Origin of the sequence: Streptomyces sp. GC420, assembly GCF_009916105.1 — a bacterium.
Lineage (GTDB): Bacteria > Actinomycetota > Actinomycetes > Streptomycetales > Streptomycetaceae > Streptomyces.
The window spans coordinates 1-15767 of record NZ_JAAAXQ010000023.1 but is presented as its reverse complement, the minus strand read 5'-3'; the positions used below and the strand labels follow the sequence as shown (position 1 = coordinate 15767).

General features: G+C 70.6%; 12 protein-coding genes. 7 read left to right on the top strand and 5 right to left on the bottom strand.

From position 1 onward, the window contains the following. The first annotated feature begins 77 nt into the window (after positions 1-77). The 5 genes from GUY61_RS04995 (at position 78) to GUY61_RS04975 (ending at position 9137) form a co-directional block, all read left to right on the top strand. Entirely contained in the window at positions 78-2171 is a 2094-nt protein-coding gene (locus GUY61_RS04995; RefSeq protein WP_166628827.1) for a thioredoxin domain-containing protein, read from the top strand. A 237-nt stretch (positions 2172-2408) separates the two neighbouring features. Continuing rightward, positions 2409-3683: a glycosyltransferase gene (locus GUY61_RS04990; protein WP_166628826.1), complete on the top strand. Its 1275-nt coding sequence runs from the start codon at positions 2409-2411 to the stop codon at positions 3681-3683. Beyond that, complete coding sequence (locus tag GUY61_RS04985) at positions 3680-5425, top strand: ArnT family glycosyltransferase (protein ID WP_398954287.1); 1746 nt, start codon at positions 3680-3682, stop codon at positions 5423-5425. The genes GUY61_RS04990 and GUY61_RS04985 overlap by 4 nt, the downstream gene beginning before the upstream one ends. Next, positions 5422-6657: a glycosyltransferase family 2 protein gene (locus tag GUY61_RS04980; RefSeq protein ID WP_166628825.1), complete on the top strand. Its 1236-nt coding sequence runs from the start codon at positions 5422-5424 to the stop codon at positions 6655-6657. The genes GUY61_RS04985 and GUY61_RS04980 overlap by 4 nt, the downstream gene beginning before the upstream one ends. A gap of 83 nt (positions 6658-6740) precedes the next feature. Next, positions 6741-9137: a galactose oxidase-like domain-containing protein gene (locus GUY61_RS04975; RefSeq protein WP_398954305.1), complete on the top strand. Its 2397-nt coding sequence runs from the start codon at positions 6741-6743 to the stop codon at positions 9135-9137. Between the two features lie 128 nt (positions 9138-9265). On the opposite strand, the gene GUY61_RS04970 is transcribed toward GUY61_RS04975, so the two are convergent. Then, positions 9266-10024 carry a Mut7-C RNAse domain-containing protein gene (locus GUY61_RS04970; RefSeq protein ID WP_166628823.1) on the bottom strand — a complete coding sequence of 253 codons (759 nt, stop codon included), beginning with the start codon at positions 10022-10024 and terminating at the stop codon, positions 9266-9268. 188 nt (positions 10025-10212) lie between these two features. On the opposite strand from GUY61_RS04970, the gene GUY61_RS04965 reads away from it, so the two are divergent. Next, on the top strand, positions 10213-10908 hold the full coding sequence (locus GUY61_RS04965; protein WP_166628822.1) for a L,D-transpeptidase: 696 nt from the start codon (positions 10213-10215) through the stop codon (positions 10906-10908). Positions 10909-10978: 70 nt separating this feature from the next. On the opposite strand, the gene GUY61_RS04960 is transcribed toward GUY61_RS04965, so the two are convergent. From GUY61_RS04960 to GUY61_RS04945, 4 genes are all read right to left on the bottom strand, one after another. Next, positions 10979-11368, bottom strand: coding sequence for a toxin Doc (locus GUY61_RS04960; RefSeq protein ID WP_166628821.1), 390 nt, complete (start codon positions 11366-11368; stop codon positions 10979-10981). A 3-nt stretch (positions 11369-11371) separates the two neighbouring features. Continuing rightward, positions 11372-11662 carry a hypothetical protein gene (locus GUY61_RS04955; protein WP_208105577.1) on the bottom strand — a complete coding sequence of 97 codons (291 nt, stop codon included), beginning with the start codon at positions 11660-11662 and terminating at the stop codon, positions 11372-11374. 78 nt (positions 11663-11740) lie between these two features. After that, positions 11741-12364, bottom strand: a complete 624-nt coding sequence (locus GUY61_RS04950; RefSeq protein ID WP_243766191.1) for a TetR/AcrR family transcriptional regulator — start codon at positions 12362-12364, stop codon at positions 11741-11743. 254 nt (positions 12365-12618) lie between these two features. Next, a complete protein-coding gene (locus GUY61_RS04945) occupies positions 12619-13341 on the bottom strand; it encodes a hemolysin III family protein (protein WP_208105576.1) in 723 nt (240 codons plus the stop codon). Between the two features lie 291 nt (positions 13342-13632). On the opposite strand from GUY61_RS04945, the gene GUY61_RS04940 reads away from it, so the two are divergent. Continuing rightward, positions 13633-15456: a phosphoenolpyruvate carboxykinase (GTP) gene (locus GUY61_RS04940; protein WP_166628818.1), complete on the top strand. Its 1824-nt coding sequence runs from the start codon at positions 13633-13635 to the stop codon at positions 15454-15456. The last annotated feature ends 311 nt before the right edge of the window (positions 15457-15767 follow it).

Here is a 15767-nt window from a genome sequence, read left to right as displayed (position 1 = left end):
ACCTACCTCGGCCGTCCGTCTCCACAGTGTGAGTGGGCGGCGGGCGGCGGGCGACGGCCCTGGGGGAGGATGGACACATGGCGAACCGACTGGCCCATGAGACGTCCCCCTACCTCCTCCAGCACGCCGACAACCCCGTCGACTGGTGGCCCTGGTCGGCCGAGGCCTTCGAGGCGGCGCGGGAGCGGAATGTGCCGGTGGTGCTGAGCGTGGGGTACAGCAGCTGCCACTGGTGCCATGTCATGGCGCACGAGTCCTTCGAGGACGAGGCCACCGCCGCGTACATGAACGAGCACTTCGTGAACGTCAAGGTCGACCGCGAGGAGCGTCCGGACGTGGACGCCGTATACATGGAGGCGGTGCAGTCGGCGACCGGGCAGGGCGGGTGGCCGATGACCGTGTTCCTGACGCCGGACAAGGAGCCGTTCTACTTCGGGACGTACTTCCCGCCCGAGCCCCGGCAGCGGATGCCGTCGTTCCGCCAGGTCCTGGAAGGGGTGTCCGGGGCCTGGGAGGCGCGGCGGGACGAGGTCGAGGAGGTGGCGTCGAAGATCGTGCGCGATCTCGGGGGCCGCGAATTCGCGTATCCGGTGTCCGAGGGGGCGGCGCAGGCGCCGGGGCCGGAGGACATGGCGCAGGCGCTGCTCGGCCTGACCCGTGAGTACGACATCCGGCTGGCCGGTTTCGGCGGGGCGCCGAAGTTCCCGCCGTCGATGGTGGTGGAGTTCCTGCTCAGGCACCATGCGCGGACGGACGCCGAGGGCGCGCTCCAGATGGCCGCCGACACCTGCGAGGCCATGGCGCGCGGGGGGATCTACGACCAGCTCGGCGGCGGCTTCGCGCGGTACTCGGTGGACCGGGCGTGGGTGGTGCCCCACTTCGAGAAGATGCTGTACGACAACGCGCTGCTGTGCCGGGTCTACGCCCACCTGTGGCGCTCCACCGGCTCCGGGCTCGCAAGGCGCGTCGCGCTGGAGACCGCCGACTTCATGGTCCGCGAACTGCGCACCGCCGAGGGGGCGTTCGCCTCCGCGCTGGACGCCGACAGTGACGACGGGACCGGCAGGCACGTCGAGGGCGCCTTCTACGTCTGGACGCCGGAGCAGCTGGCCGCCGTGCTCGGCGAGGAGGACGGCCGGTTCGCCGCCGAGTACTACGGGGTGACCGAGGAGGGGACCTTCGAGGAGGGGGCCTCCGTCCTCCAGCTGCCGCGGCGCACCGGGGTCGTCGACGCGGAACGCCTCGCGGACGTACGGCGCAGGCTCTTCGAGGCGCGCGAGGGACGCCCGCGCCCCGGGCGCGACGACAAGATCGTCGCTGCCTGGAACGGGCTGGCCGTCGCCGCGCTCGCCGAGACCGGCGCATACTTCGAACGGCCGGACCTGATCGAGCGGGCGACCGAGGCGGCCGATCTGCTGGTGCGGGTGCACATGGACGACCGGGGACGGCTGGCCAGGACCTCGAAGGACGGCCGCACGGGCGGCAACCAGGGCGTTCTCGAGGACTACGGTGACGTCGCCGAGGGCTTCCTGGCGCTCGCAGCGGTCACCGGCGAGGGCGCCTGGCTGGAGTTCGCCGGTCTGCTGCTGGGCACCGTGCTGGACCAGTTCGCCGCCGAGGACGGCAGCCTCTACGACACCGCGCACGACGCCGAGGAGCTCTTCCGCAGGCCCCAGGACCCCACCGACAACGCGGCGCCGAGCGGATGGACGGCCGCCGCCGGCGCGCTGCTCTCGTACGCCGCGCACACCGGCTCCGAGCCCCACCGGGCCGCCGCCGAAAGGGCGTTGGGCGTGGTGAAGGCGCTCGCCGGGCGTGCGCCCCGCTTCGTCGGCTGGGGGCTGGCCGTGGCCGAGGCGGTGCTCGACGGGCCGCGCGAGGTCGCCGTCGTCGGTGCGCCCGGCGACCCGGCGACCCGCGAGCTCCACAGGTGCGCGCTGCTCGCCACGGCGCCCGGCGCGGTCGTCGCCGTGGGGGAGCCGGCCGTGGAGGACGCCGCCGGGGCCGGCGAGCCTGCCGGGTCCGGCACGGAGGGTGCGGAACTGCCGTTGCTGCGCGGCCGCAGGCTCCTTGAAGGACGCCCAACTGCCTACGTATGCAGGCACTTTGTGTGCACGGCTCCGACTACGGAAGCAACTGAGCTGAAGAATCGGCTCAGTTGCAACCGCTGAGGGTCAATTGGCAGAAGAAACACAGTTTTTATGAGTTCTGCCCTTGTACTTCACTTCTTCCCCTTAATCTCTCCACGCAGGGAGCGATCCGCGCCTGGGGAGGGCGCGCATGTTCGGGGGTAGTCGGGGGCGTCGTCGGTGGCGGGCATGGGGGCCCGCCCGGAACTGAGGTGCCTCCACGGGGAGTTGAGCCGGGTCACGCCATCGCGCGCTGCCCGGCGGGCCAAGGGGGGCTTTTTGTTCGCGTCTGTGTTCATATCCGCTGTTTCGCTGGCTCTGTTCGGGATGGCGGCCTTCACGCTGTGGTGGCAGATGCACGCCTGGCGTACGCCGGAGACGCTCGCCGCCACCCGGTTCACCAGACCCGACGGCGAGGCCGGGCTCGCCTTCTCGCTGCTGGTGCCCGCCCGCCACGAGCAGGCCGTGCTGGCGCACACGATCGACCGGCTGCTGGAGTCCACGCACCGCGACTACGAGATCATCGTGATCGTCGGGCACGACGACCCGGAGACGGCCGAGGTCGCCGAGCGGGCGGCCCGGAGGAATCCCGACCGGGTCCGGGTGGTCACCGACCACCACGAGGCCAAGAACAAGCCCAAGGCGCTCAACACCGCGCTGCCGCACTGCCGCGGTGACGTCGTCGGGGTCTTCGACGCCGAGGACCAGGTGCATCCCGCGCTGCTCGCCCATGTCGACCACGCCTTCCGCTCCACCGGGGCCGATGTCGTCCAGGGCGGCGTCCAGCTGATCAACTTCCACTCCAGCTGGTACAGCCTGCGCAACTGCCTGGAGTACTTCTTCTGGTTCCGCAGCCGGCTCCACCTGCACGCAGAGAAGGGCTTCATCCCGCTGGGCGGCAACACCGTCTTCGTGCGGACGAACGTGCTGCGCGAGGCCGGGGGCTGGGACCAGAACTGCCTCGCGGAGGACTGCGACCTCGGGGTGCGGTTGTCGAGCGTCGGCAAGAAGGTCGTCGTCGCCTACGACTCCGACATGGTGACCCGGGAGGAGACCCCGGGGTCCCTGGTGAGCCTGCTCAAGCAGCGCACCCGCTGGAACCAGGGCTTCCTCCAGGTCTACCGCAAGGGGGACTGGAGGCAACTGGCCACCGCGGGGCAGCGGTTGCTCGCCCGCTACACCCTGATGACGCCGTTCATGCAGGCCTTCACCGGCGTGATCATCCCGCTCAACGTCTTCATCGCCCTCTTCCTCGACGTGCCCGTCGGGATCGCGATCATCACCTTCCTGCCGCTGATCACCGCCATGGTGACCTTCGTCTTCGAGATCGTCGGTCTGCACGACTTCGGCAAGCAGTACGGCCTGCGCGTCCGGTTCGTGCACTACCTGAAGCTCATCGCCGGCGGTCCCTTCTACCAGCTGCTGCTGGCCGGCGCCGCGATCCGCGCCGTCTGGCGTGAGCAGCGCGGCCGCAACGAGTGGGAGCTGACCAGCCATGTCGGCGCGCACCTCAGTCACGAGACACCGAAGCCCCGAGAGGAAGTCCACCAGTGACCTCCACCCTTCCCGAGGCGGACACGGCCGCGACCGGGACGGCCGCCGCAGACCCCGCGACCACTGGCCCCGCGACCAGGGACCCGGCGACCGCCGACGCGCGGTCCGGGGCGGCCACCGCCACGATCGAGGAACCCGCCTCCGGGAGCCGCGGGCGCGGCGCCGCCGGGCGCAAGCCCTTCGTCCGTCCCGATGTACGTTTCCGCAGCTCCCGCTCCGACCTGCTGCTCTGCGGGATCCTCCTTGTCATGATCATGGTCGTCCAGGGGTGGAACATCACCGCCTACCCCACCCTGAGCGATGACGAGGGCACCTACCTCGCCCAGGCCTGGGCCGTCCAACAGGGCGAAGGGCTCGCCCACTACACCTACTGGTACGACCACCCGCCGCTCGGCTGGATGCAGATAGCCCTGCTCACCTGGATACCGTCCCTGGTCGCGCCCGAGCTCATGACCGTGGCGTCCATGCGCTTCGCCATGCTGGCCGTCAGCGCGGTCTCCGCCGTCCTCGTCTACGTGCTCGCCCGCCGGCTGTGGCTGCCGCGCTGGGCCGCCGGACTCGCGATGGTGCTCTTCGGCATCTCCCCGCTCTCCGTCGTCCTCCAGCGGGAGATCTTCCTCGACAACATCGCCGTCATGTGGATGCTGCTCGCGTTCTGCTTCGCCGCGTCCCCCCGCCGCCACCTGTGGCACCACTTCGCCGCCGGCATCACGGCCGCCATCGGCGTCCTCACCAAGGAGACGATGCTGGTCGTCCTGCCCGCGCTGCTGGTGACGATGTGGCGGCACAGCCACCGCGACACCCGCAAGTTCGCGGTCACCGGCGCCGTCACCGCCTGCATGCTCGTCGGCTTCTCCTACCCGCTGTTCGCGCTGCTGAAGGGCGAGCTGTTCCCCGGCGGCGGACATGTGTCCCTGTGGGACGGCATCACGTACCAGATGAGCCGCCCCGGCTCCGGATTCATCCTCGACGAGGGCTCCGGCTCCTGGGGCGTCCTGCAGTCCTGGCTCTACTACGACAAGGTGCTGCCGCTCGGCGGGCTCGCCGGAGCGCTGCTGCTCCTGGCCACCCTGCGCTGGTCGGTGACGGCCCGCGCGCTCGCCGGGCCCGCCCTGGCCGTGGTGATCCTCGCGGCCGTCGCTATGCGGCCGTCCGGCTACCTGCCCGCGATGTACATCATCCAGGCCCTGCCCTTCCTCGCCCTCGTCCTCGCCGGCGGCGCCGCCAGCGTCGCGCACGCCCTGCTGCGCAAGTTCCGCCGGCCGGACGAGAAGAAGCCGCTCACCTGGACCCGCTGGACGGCGGCCGCACTCGTCGCCGCCTGCGCCGCCGGGTACGCCGTGCCGCGCTGGTACGACGGCAACCGCACGGCGATGACCGCGGACGCCAATGCGCCCTACCGCTCCGCCGCCGCCTGGCTCGCGGAGGAAGTACCGGACCCGGACGGTACCCGGGTCCTCGTCGACGACGCCCTCTGGCTCGACCTGGTCCACGCCGGCTACGAACCGGGCCTCGGCGTCATCTGGTTCTACAAGGCGGACCTCGACCCCGCGGTGACGAAGACGATGCCGCGCGGCTGGCGCGATCTCGACTACGTCGTCGCCTCCCCGACCGTACGGCGCGACGCGAGCGACCTCCCCAACGTGCAGGACGCGCTCGAACACTCGGCGCCCGTCGCGGTGTTCGGCGCCGGCGATGACCGGATCGAGATCCGGAAGATCGAGAAAGCTGGTGCCCGATGAGCACGGTCCCCTACGGCGAGCCCGAACTCCGCTCCGACTCACCCGCCGGCGACATCGCCGAACCCGGCGCGGTCACCATCATCATCCCGACCTTCAACGAGTCCGCGAACGTACGGGAACTGCTGGCCCGGCTCAGCGAGTCCGTACCGGCCAGGCTGCCGTGCGAGGTCGTCTTCGTCGACGACTCCACCGACGACACCCCCGAGGTCCTGGCACTGGCCGCCCGCGACTGCCCCTTCCCGGTCACCGTCATCCACCGGGACGAACCGGTCGGCGGGCTCGGCGGCGCGGTCGTCGAGGGCATGCTGCACACCCCCGGGGGGCAGCCCCGGGACCCCGGCCGGCGCGAACCGGCCGGCTCCGACTGGATCCTCGTCATGGACGCCGACCTCCAGCACCCGCCCGCGCTCGTGCCGGAACTCGTCGCCGCGGGAGAGCGGTCCGGCGCCGACCTCGTCGTCGCCAGCCGCTACATCCCCGGCGGCAGCCGCGCCGGGCTCGCCGGCGGCTACCGCGTCGCCGTCTCGCGCGCCTCCACCTGGCTCACCAAGTCCCTCTTCCCGCGCGGCCTGCGCGGCATCAGCGACCCCATGAGCGGCTTCTTCGCGATCCGGCGCAGCGCGGTCAGGGACCGCGGGGAACTGAAGCCGCTCGGCTACAAGATCCTCATGGAACTGGCCGTGCGCTGCCGCCCCGAGAACGTCACCGAGGTGCCGTTCGTCTTCCAGGACCGCTTCGCGGGCGAGTCCAAGTCCTCGGCCAGGGAGGGGCTGCGGTTCCTGCGGCACCTCGTCGAACTGCGCACCGCGAGCCCGGTCGCCCGCATGATCGCCTTCGGGCTGATCGGCCTGTCCGGCTTCGTGCCCAACCTCGTCGCCCTGCACCTGCTGGTCGGCGCGGGGCTGCACTACCTGCCCGCCGAGATCGTCGCCAACCAGTTCGGAGTCGCCTGGAACTTCCTGCTCATCGAGGTGCTGCTGTTCCGCGCCAGGCGCGGGCACCGGCACTGGGCGGACCGGGCCGGCAGATTCGCGCTGCTCGCCAACGCCGACCTGCTGCTGCGGATCCCGCTGATCGCCCTCTTCGTGAGCCAGTTGGACATGGCGGTACTGCCCGCCACGGCCCTCGCGCTGATCACGACCTTCGTCCTGCGGTTCGCGGCCACGGAGGCCCTGGTCTATCTCCCGCGCAAGGGCAGCAAGGAACGCCGTAAGGAAGGGACGCCGGCATGACACCACCAGCACCGAGCGGTGCGCGAAGAGAAGCCGTACGGAGAAGACGCAGCCGCCGCCGCGCCTTCCTGGCCATCGGGGCGATGACCTCGGGACTGCTGCTATCCGGCACCCAGCCGGCCTCCGCGGGCACCAACCTCGTGAAGAACCCCGGCTTCGAGACGGCGTCCACGACCGGCGGCGACATGCCGGAGTGCTGGTCGAAGTCCGGCTGGGGCGACAACGACTTCACCTTCGAGACCACCGCCGACGCCCACACCGGCGGCAAGGCCATGCGGGTGTCCCTGACCCGGCGGACGGAGGGCGACCGCAAGGCCCTCATCACCGAGAACGCGAGCTGCGCGCCCTCCGTGGCCGCGGACCACCAGTACGACCTGTCCCTCTGGTACAAGTCCACCACCCCGGACACCTCGATCACGGTGTTCCGGCACGACACGACGGCCGGCTGGCAGTACTGGACCGACCTCAAGACGCTGCCGGTCGCGGCCGAATACACCCGCGCGGAGGTCCGCACCCCCGTCGTCCCGGCGGGCACGGACCGGATCGCCTGGGGCGTGTCCGTCTACGGCACCGGCACCCTCACCACCGACGACTACGTGATGGAAGAGGTCACGCCGCCCGCGCCCGAACCGGAGTGCACGGGCACGGCCGAGGAGTGCGAGAAGGGCCGCTGGGACGTCCTGCCGACACAGAACCCGGTGCGTTCCATGCACTCGGTCGTCCTCAAGAACGGCAAGGTGCTGCTGATCGCCGGCTCCGGCAACAGCGAGGAGATGTTCGAGGCCGGGACCTTCACCTCCGCCGTCTACGACCCGGAGAACGGGACCTACAAGACGATCCCCACGCCCGACGACATGTTCTGCGCCGGCCACGTCCAGCTGAGGGACGGCCGGGTGCTCGTGATGAGCGGCAACAAGGGCTACCCGTCGGCGGACGGCACGATCGGCTACCAGGGCTACAAGGACTCGTACATCTTCGACCCGGACACCGAGACCTACATCAAGACCAACGACATGAACGACGGGCACTGGTACCCGTCGGCGACCGTCCTCGGCAACGGTGACGTGATCTCCTTCGGCGGGCTGAAGGAGGACTCCACGGGCTCGGTGACCGCGGAGCTGTGGTCGGACGAGCAGGAGCGGTGGCTGCCGCTGTGGCAGGTCAACCAGACCTGGTCGTACTGGGGCCTGTACCCGTCGATGATCCTGATGCAGGACGGCCGGCTGTTCTACTCCGGCAGCCATGTCTTCGGCAACGGCCTGCCCGGCACCGGCGCCTCCGTCTACGACTACGACGCCAACACCATCACAGACATCCCCGGCCTGCAGAACAAGGACGAACGCGACCAGTCGGCGAGCGTGCTGCTGCCCCCGGCCCAGGACCAGCGGGTGCTGACGATCGGCGGCGGCAACATCGACACCAACCCGGACGCGGGCCGGCTGACCGACATCATCGACCTCAAGGAGGCCGCACCCCAGTACACGGCGGGCCCGCCGATCCCGCAGGGCACGGTCGACCTCGGCAACGGCCGGGTCGCCGAGACCGGCTCCCAGGGCAAGATGTACGTCTCCGCCGTACTGCTGCCCGACGGCAAGGTCCTGGAGACCGGCGGCGCCCTGCACAACCGGGCCAACCCCGTCTACGAGACCTCGGTGTACGACCCCGCGGCCAACACCTTCACCCCGATGGCGCCCGACCCCGAGGCGCGCGGCTACCACTCCTCCGCGTTCCTGCTGCCCGACGGCCGGGTCATGACCACCGGCGACAACCCCGGCAACGGCAGCTGGAACCACAACGTGTCGATCTACACCCCGCCCTACCTGCTGAGGGGCGACCGGCCGGCCATCACCTCCCTCATCGACAGCGAGTGGAACTACGGCGACACCCAGCGGATCACCGTCGACCGGCCCATCGCCAGGGCCGAACTGATCCGCCCGGCCGCCGTCACCCACTCCTCCGACCCCAACCAGCGCTTCGTGGACCTGCCGCTGACGGTCGACGGCAACAACATCGACCTCAACGTCACCAGCAATCCCAACCTGGCCCCGCCCGGCTGGTACATGCTGTTCGCGGTCGACGCGGGCGGAGTGCCCTCGGTGGCCAAGTGGGTGCGCCTCGACGGCCCGGCGGCCATGTCGGCCGCCAGGACGGCGGCGGCCGACGGCGAGCCCTCGGCGCACATCCACGACTTCGCGAACGACCTGGAGAAGTCCCCGAAGAAGAACCCGAAGAAGCGCACGCACGCCAAGGTCGACGTACAGATCTCGGGCTGCGACCGGCACTACGGCACGGCCAACGTGTGCGTGCCGACCGTCTTCCCCAAGACCGTCCGGGCGACGACGAAGGCCCGCTGCGCCTGGCTGAAGGCGCACGACTACGGCCGCCTCGACGTCAACGGCGAGGACGACCCGCTGCGCCTCGACCCGAACGGCGACGGCCGCGCCTGCGGGAAGACGGACCTCGTCACCCGCCGGCGCTGAAACCGGCCTGCCGGGGCCGTCCCTGACGGCCCCGGCGCGGCCGCCCGACGGCCCGTACGGCCCGCCGCGGCCCTCCGGGGCACCGGCACCTTCCGGCCCCTCGTCACGGCGAGGGGCCGGAAGCCGTTTCACCCGCGGCCGGTTCCCGGGCCGGTGCCCGGGCCGCCGAACTCCGCGACCGCCTCCTCGACGATCCGGACGAGGCGGTCGTTGTGCGCCCCGCGCCAGTAGACGCGGTCGCAGGCGGTGCAGGCCGCGAAGACGTCGTACGTGCTGCGGGTGCCGCCCTCCAGGCGGTGGGCGACGTCCTCCTTCGTCGTCGGCTTGAGGAGCCCGTTGCAGGCGGTGCAGCGGGTCCACGGGTCGAGGCGCGGCGCGAAGCGCTCCAGGACGTCGCGCAGTTGCTCGTCCGGGCGGTGGCTGTAGACGTAGCCGCCCACCCACACCTCGCGGCGGCGGAGCAGCCCCCGGTCGCGGGTGAGGAGGACGCGGTGCTCGGCGGCGGAGCGGGCTGCCAGGGCCGGATCGCCGATGTCGGTGCTGTCGTACTCGGCGTCGACGCCGAGCAGCCGCAGCCGGCGGGCCAGGGTGCCGAGGTGCACGTCGAGCAGGAAGCGGGGCTCGCCGGGTTCGGGGAGCCGCTGGGGGCGTTCGACGGCGAGCACCCGGACGACGACGCCGGCCTCGGGGACGTACGAGGGCGGCACCTCGCGGCCGTCCGCGAGCAGCCGTCCCACCTCGGGCAGCGGCACGCCGAGGGACTCGACGAGGTGGCCCAGCGTCGACGAGCCGTCGGTCGTGACCGGGGTGCGGGCGTCCCGCCGGGCCGCGGGCACGAACAGCGACAGCTCGGGGGCGAACTCGATCTGGATCTCCGGTCCGTTCACCCGGCCAGCATCGCACCGACCGACCGGCCCGGCCCGCGGATTTCCCCGGTGCGCCCGTGGGAGCCGCACGAGCGATCAACGGCACGCACCCGCTCGCACGGGTTCGGACGCTTGCCAACGGATCCGAACGTCCTGCAACCATTCGGGGCCGGTACGTGTCTACGTGGTGCGACGAGAAGGGACGCGCCATGGGGGACAAGAGAAGAAGACTGGGTGCGGCGGCGGCGGTCGTGGGACTGCTGGCGCCCGCGATGGTGGTGGCCGGCGGTACGGGAGCCGAGGCGGCCACGTGCACCACATCGACCGGCCCTTACCAGAAGCAGGTGGAGAAGTTCCTGGGACGGCCGGTCGACGGGAAGCAGTCGGCCGCTGACTGCAGAGCGATCCAGGCATTCCAGACGAAGCACAGCATCAGCCCCAACATCGGCTACGCCGGGCCCGTCACCTGGGGCGTGATGAATCTGATGAACAAGCAGAAGGCCGTCGGCAGCACGCCCAACAGGGACGGCAGGTGCCCGACCAACAAGGGCCGGATCGCCTGCGTCAACCTCACCCTGCAGATCAGCTGGATCCAGGACGGGAACACCCTGAAGTACGGCCCGGTTCCGGTCCGTACGGGCCGGAACGGGTATGAGACCCGCACCGGCGCCAAGAAGATCTACTGGCGGCACAAGAACCACGTGTCGTCGATCTACAACGTGCCCATGCCGTACAGCCAGTTCTTCGACGGCGGGCAGGCCTTCCACTCCGTCGGCATCAGCGTCTGGGCGCCGCCCGGCTCGCACGGCTGCGTGAACATGCGCACGGCCGACGCCCAGAAGTACTGGGACATGCTCAGGACCGGCGACGACGTGTACGTCTACGGACGCAAGCCCGGCACCTGACCGGTCCGGGTACGGCCACCCGCGCCGGTCTCGTCCGGCGCGGGCCCGCCGCTGTGTGCCGGCGGGCCGCTCATATGCGCCAGGACCGGATCCTGTCCGCGGCCTCGAACACGTCCGCCTTCCCGGCCAGGATCTCCTTGGTGAGCTCGATCAGTGCCCCGTACGGCGCGTCGATGCCCTCACCCGAGGCGTGCATGTAGGCGATGGTCACCGCGCAGGCGAACCGCACGTTGAACGTCGGGAGCGGCTTGAGCAGGACCAGGGTGTGCAGCAGCGAGGCGGCCCGCCAGGCGGGGTCGGAGTCCACACCCAGCCGGGGCGGGTCGACACGGTGCCGTGCGACCGCCGCGACCAGCGCCGAGAAGTCGGAGACGACGGGCTGGTCGGGCAGCGCCAGCTCGTGCTGCTGAAGGAGCCAGCGGATGTCGACGCGCAGTGAAGGGGTGAGGGACCGGGGCATGGGTCAGGCGGCCCGGCCGCCGGCGGGGCTGCCGCTGGAGGAGCCGCCGCTCGCGGGGCGGCCGCCGGGGCCCGACCCGTCGTCGATGCCGGCTTCGGCGATGGCGGCGGCGAGCGCGGGATCGTTGAACACCCGCTGGAATTCCGCCGCGCCTTCCTTCAGGGCCCGGTGACGGGCGATCGCGTCCGCGGTCGAGGCGCGGACGAACGCCTTCATCGTCATTCCGCGTTCCTGGGCGATTTCCCGGATCTCCTGCAACTCCGCATCCGGGAACTCCACATTCAGGGCTGACATGAGCCAACGGTACTGCCGGGGTACCAGGCCGACAAGCACCGCAGGTGGCGGTGACAGGGGCGCGGTACTGCCGGACGGTCAGGCGCCGAGGCCGCGCTCGAAGGTGTCCAGCGTGCGGTCCACCAGGTCGAGGATGTCGTCCTGGTGGCCGTGCTCCGCCCAGTACACCGCCGCCTCCTGGAGCGCCGCGAAGACGCCCATCGCGAAGACCCGTACCTCCAGGTCGTCCGCGCCGCGGCCGGTGCGGTCGGCCAGCAGCCGGCAGAACATCCGGCCGGTGACGGACAGGCTCTCCGTCATCCGCGCCCGCACGGCCGGGACCTTCACCATGAGGTCGGTGCGCAGGACCATCTCCTCGCGGTCCCTCCCGGCGAAGGCGGCCAATGCCTCCCGCATCACCAGCCGCAGCGAGGTGAGCAGGGGCTCGTCCGCGGGGCGGGCCCGCATTTCAGCCTCAAGGGCCGGGTCGTACTCGTCGGTGAGGACGATGTCCTCCTTGGTGGGGAAGTAGCGGAAGACCGTGCTGGGCGAGACCTCCGCCGCCTCCGCGATCTGCTCGACCGTCGTCGCCTCGTACCCCTGCTCGATGATCAGCTGGTAGGTGGCCTTCCTGATCGCCTGCCGCGTCTTGATCTTCTTCCGTTCGCGCAGTCCGAGCTGCGGTTTCTTGAGCTGCGTGGCGGATGCGGGGGTCGGGGCCATGGGCTCATTGTCCGGCATCGGCCGCGGGGGCGGCCACGTCCGGACGGCCCGCGGACCCGCAGCCGGCCCGCTTCCCCGAAGGCTTCGCCGGGACCGCGGCCACCGGGTCCCGGCGACGCCGCCGGTGCGGGCAGCCCCGATCTTCCGGAAGCCGAAGCCAAGTGGCGGTAACTCTCAAAAAGGGGCCGCCGCAGGTCGCAAGAATGGCCGCGACCAGGCGGTCGCGGCCATCGGGGAACGGGGTGCGGGGTGGTTCAGCCGTGCTCGTACGCGACGAGCGAGATGCCCACGTAGTGCGCCACGAAGGCGGCCACGGTCAGCGAGTGGAAGACCTCGTGGAAGCCGAACCAGCGGGGGGAGGGGTTGGGCTTCTTCAGCGCGTAGATGACGCCGCCCGCGCTGTACAGCAGCCCGCCGACGATCACCAGCACGAGAACGGCGATCCCGCCGACGCGCATGAAGTCGGGGAGGAAGAAGACGGCCGCCCAGCCCATCGCGATGTAGCAGGGGGTGTAGAGCCAGCGCGGGGCGCCGACCCAGAAGACCCGGAAGGCGATGCCGGCGACGGCCGCGGCCCAGACCGCCCACAGCAGAGCCCGGGCGTCGGAGTCCGGCAGCAGGAGGAGGGTGAGCGGGGTGTAGCTGCCCGCGATGATCAGGAAGATGTTCGCGTGGTCCAGGCGGCGGAGTATGGCCTCGCCCAGCGGGCCCCAGTTGCCGCGGTGGTAGAGCGCGCTCACCCCGAACAGCAGACAGGCCGTCAGGGTGTAGACACCGCAGGCGATCCTGCCCCTGGTGCTGTCGGCGAGCGCGGTGAGTATCAGTCCCGCGATCAGGACGGCGGGGAACATTCCGGCGTGCAGCCAGCCCCGCAGATGAGGCTTCGGGTGGGGCGGGAGCGACAGCTGTTGTGGACCGGTTGCGGGCCCCACGGGGCCCGTGGTCGCTTCGTGCGCGGGGGCGGTCATGGCCGACATGCTACCTACGCCTCCGTAAGTTACGGGTAGGTGCCGGTTTTGGTTCAGGGGGTATGCGGGCATTTTGAGTGGTGATGCTCACGTGAGAGGCCCCCTGGACAGATGCGCGGAGTGCGCGGATGATCAGATGAGTGCGGTCGGCACCGGATGAGCGGCTGCGAAGCGTCCGGGTCGAGGCCCCCACGGGGCACATAAGGGCATAAACCCATCATCGTGGGCAACACCCTCATACAAGGGCCTTTCAGGGCCCGTACAAGGGCACAGGCCGAAAACCCTCACTTAGGAGCGATCGTGGCGCTGGACAACGCGGCTCCCACCACCGTCCCGACACAGCACCAGGCACTGATCGCCTGGGTCGACGAGATTGCGGAACTGACGCAGCCGGACAGCGTCGTCTGGTGTGACGGCTCTGAGGCCGAGTACGAGCGCCTGTGCGAGGAGCTCGTCGCCAGGGGCACCTTCAAGAAGCTGGACCCGGTCAAGCGCCCCCACTCCTACTACGCCGCGTCCGACCCCTCCGACGTCGCGCGGGTGGAGGACCGCACCTTCATCTGCTCCGAGAAGGAAGAGGACGCCGGCCCCACGAACCACTGGATGGCCCCGGCCGAGATGCGAGAGACCTTCGCCGGTGAGAAAGGGATATTCCGGGGCTCCATGCGCGGCCGCACGATGTACGTCGTGCCGTTCTGCATGGGCCCGCTCGGCTCCGAACTCTCCGCCATCGGTATCGAGATCACCGACTCCGCGTACGTCGCCGTCTCCATGCGCACCATGACCCGCATGGGCAAGGCCGTCCTCGACGAACTGGGCACCGACGGCTTCTTCGTCCGCGCCGTCCACACCCTGGGCGCCCCGCTGGAGCCCGGACAGGCCGACGTGCCGTGGCCCTGCAACACCACCAAGTACATCTCGCACTTCCCCGAGACCCGTGAGATCTGGTCCTACGGCTCCGGGTACGGCGGCAACGCGCTGCTCGGCAAGAAGTGCTACGCCCTGCGCATCGCCTCGGTGATGGCGCGGGACGAGGGCTGGCTCGCCGAGCACATGCTGATCCTCAAACTCACCCCGCCGCAGGGCGAGTCGAAGTACGTCGCCGCGGCCTTCCCCTCCGCCTGCGGCAAGACCAACCTCGCCATGCTGGAGCCCACGGTCTCCGGCTGGACCGTGGAGACCATCGGCGACGACATCGCCTGGATGCGCTTCGGCGAGGACGGCCGGCTGTACGCCATCAACCCCGAGGCCGGCTTCTTCGGCGTCGCCCCGGGCACCGGTGAGCACACCAACGCCAACGCGATGAAGACCATGTGGGGCAACTCCGTCTTCACCAACGTCGCCCTCACCGACGACGGCGACGTGTGGTGGGAGGGCATGACCGAGGAGACCCCGGCACACCTCACGGACTGGAAGGGCCAGGACTGGACCCCGGAGTCCGGGACCCCGGCCGCCCACCCCAACGCCCGGTTCACCGTGCCCGCCTCGCAGTGCCCGATCATCGCGCCGGAGTGGGAGGACCCCAAGGGCGTACCGATCTCCGCGATCCTCTTCGGCGGCCGCCGCGCCAGCGCCGTACCGCTGGTCACCGAGTCCTTCGACTGGCAGCACGGGGTCTTCCTCGGCGCCAACGTGGCGAGCGAGAAGACCGCCGCCGCCGAGGGCAAGGTCGGCGAGCTGCGCCGCGACCCGTTCGCCATGCTGCCGTTCTGCGGCTACAACATGGGCGACTACATGGGCCACTGGATCAAGGTCGGCAAGAACGCCGACCAGGCGAAGCTGCCGAAGATCTACTACGTCAACTGGTTCCGCAAGAACAACGAGGGCAAGTTCGTCTGGCCCGGCTTCGGCGAGAACAGCCGTGTCCTGAAGTGGATCGTCGACCGCCTCGACGGCAAGGCGGACGGTGTCGAGACCCCGATCGGCATCCTGCCGACGAAGGATGCCCTGGACACCGAGGGGCTCGACCTCTCCGACGAGGACCTCGACTTCCTGCTGAAGGTCGACACCGACGTATGGCGCGAGGAGGCCGCACTGGTCCCCGAGCACCTGAACACCTTCGGCGAGCACACGCCGAAGGAGCTGTGGGACGAGTACCGGGCCCTCGTGGAGCGCCTGGGCTGACCACCGCCCTGACCGGGCCGACCGGCCCTGGCCTGCCCTGACCGGGTCGGCCGGCCTGCAGGGCAGAGCACGAAAGAACCGGCGGCGGGCGCCGCGGTTCCCCGCAGGGGGACCGCGACCGGCCGGCGACCACATGCCACGGACCGCGAGGAAGCGGTCCGCGCGCACCCTGAAGCTTCCGGCCCCAGGGGTGCCGCTGTCTCTGGGACGAGGGGCAGCGGTGCCTCGCGGACGACAACGGAGTCGTCCGCCGGGGCCGGATCGATCCCGCCCCCGTCCGGGGTGCCCCACCACCTCTACCTGACAAGAGG

Excerpts from the sequence above, each read along its gene's own strand:
- GUY61_RS04950 (WP_243766191.1), bottom strand. The coding sequence starts at position 12,364 with ATGGCCCCGACCCCCGCATCCGCCACGCAGCTCAAGAAACCGCAGCTC.
- GUY61_RS04965 (WP_166628822.1), top strand. The coding sequence starts at position 10,213 with ATGGGGGACAAGAGAAGAAGACTGGGTGCGGCGGCGGCGGTCGTGGGA.
- GUY61_RS04960 (WP_166628821.1), bottom strand. The coding sequence starts at position 11,368 with ATGCCCCGGTCCCTCACCCCTTCACTGCGCGTCGACATCCGCTGGCTC.
- GUY61_RS04995 (WP_166628827.1), top strand. The coding sequence starts at position 78 with ATGGCGAACCGACTGGCCCATGAGACGTCCCCCTACCTCCTCCAGCAC.
- GUY61_RS04980 (WP_166628825.1), top strand. The coding sequence starts at position 5,422 with ATGAGCACGGTCCCCTACGGCGAGCCCGAACTCCGCTCCGACTCACCC.
- GUY61_RS04955 (WP_208105577.1), bottom strand. The coding sequence starts at position 11,662 with ATGTCAGCCCTGAATGTGGAGTTCCCGGATGCGGAGTTGCAGGAGATC.
- GUY61_RS04975 (WP_398954305.1), top strand. The coding sequence starts at position 6,741 with ATGACCTCGGGACTGCTGCTATCCGGCACCCAGCCGGCCTCCGCGGGC.
- GUY61_RS04945 (WP_208105576.1), bottom strand. The coding sequence starts at position 13,341 with ATGTCGGCCATGACCGCCCCCGCGCACGAAGCGACCACGGGCCCCGTG.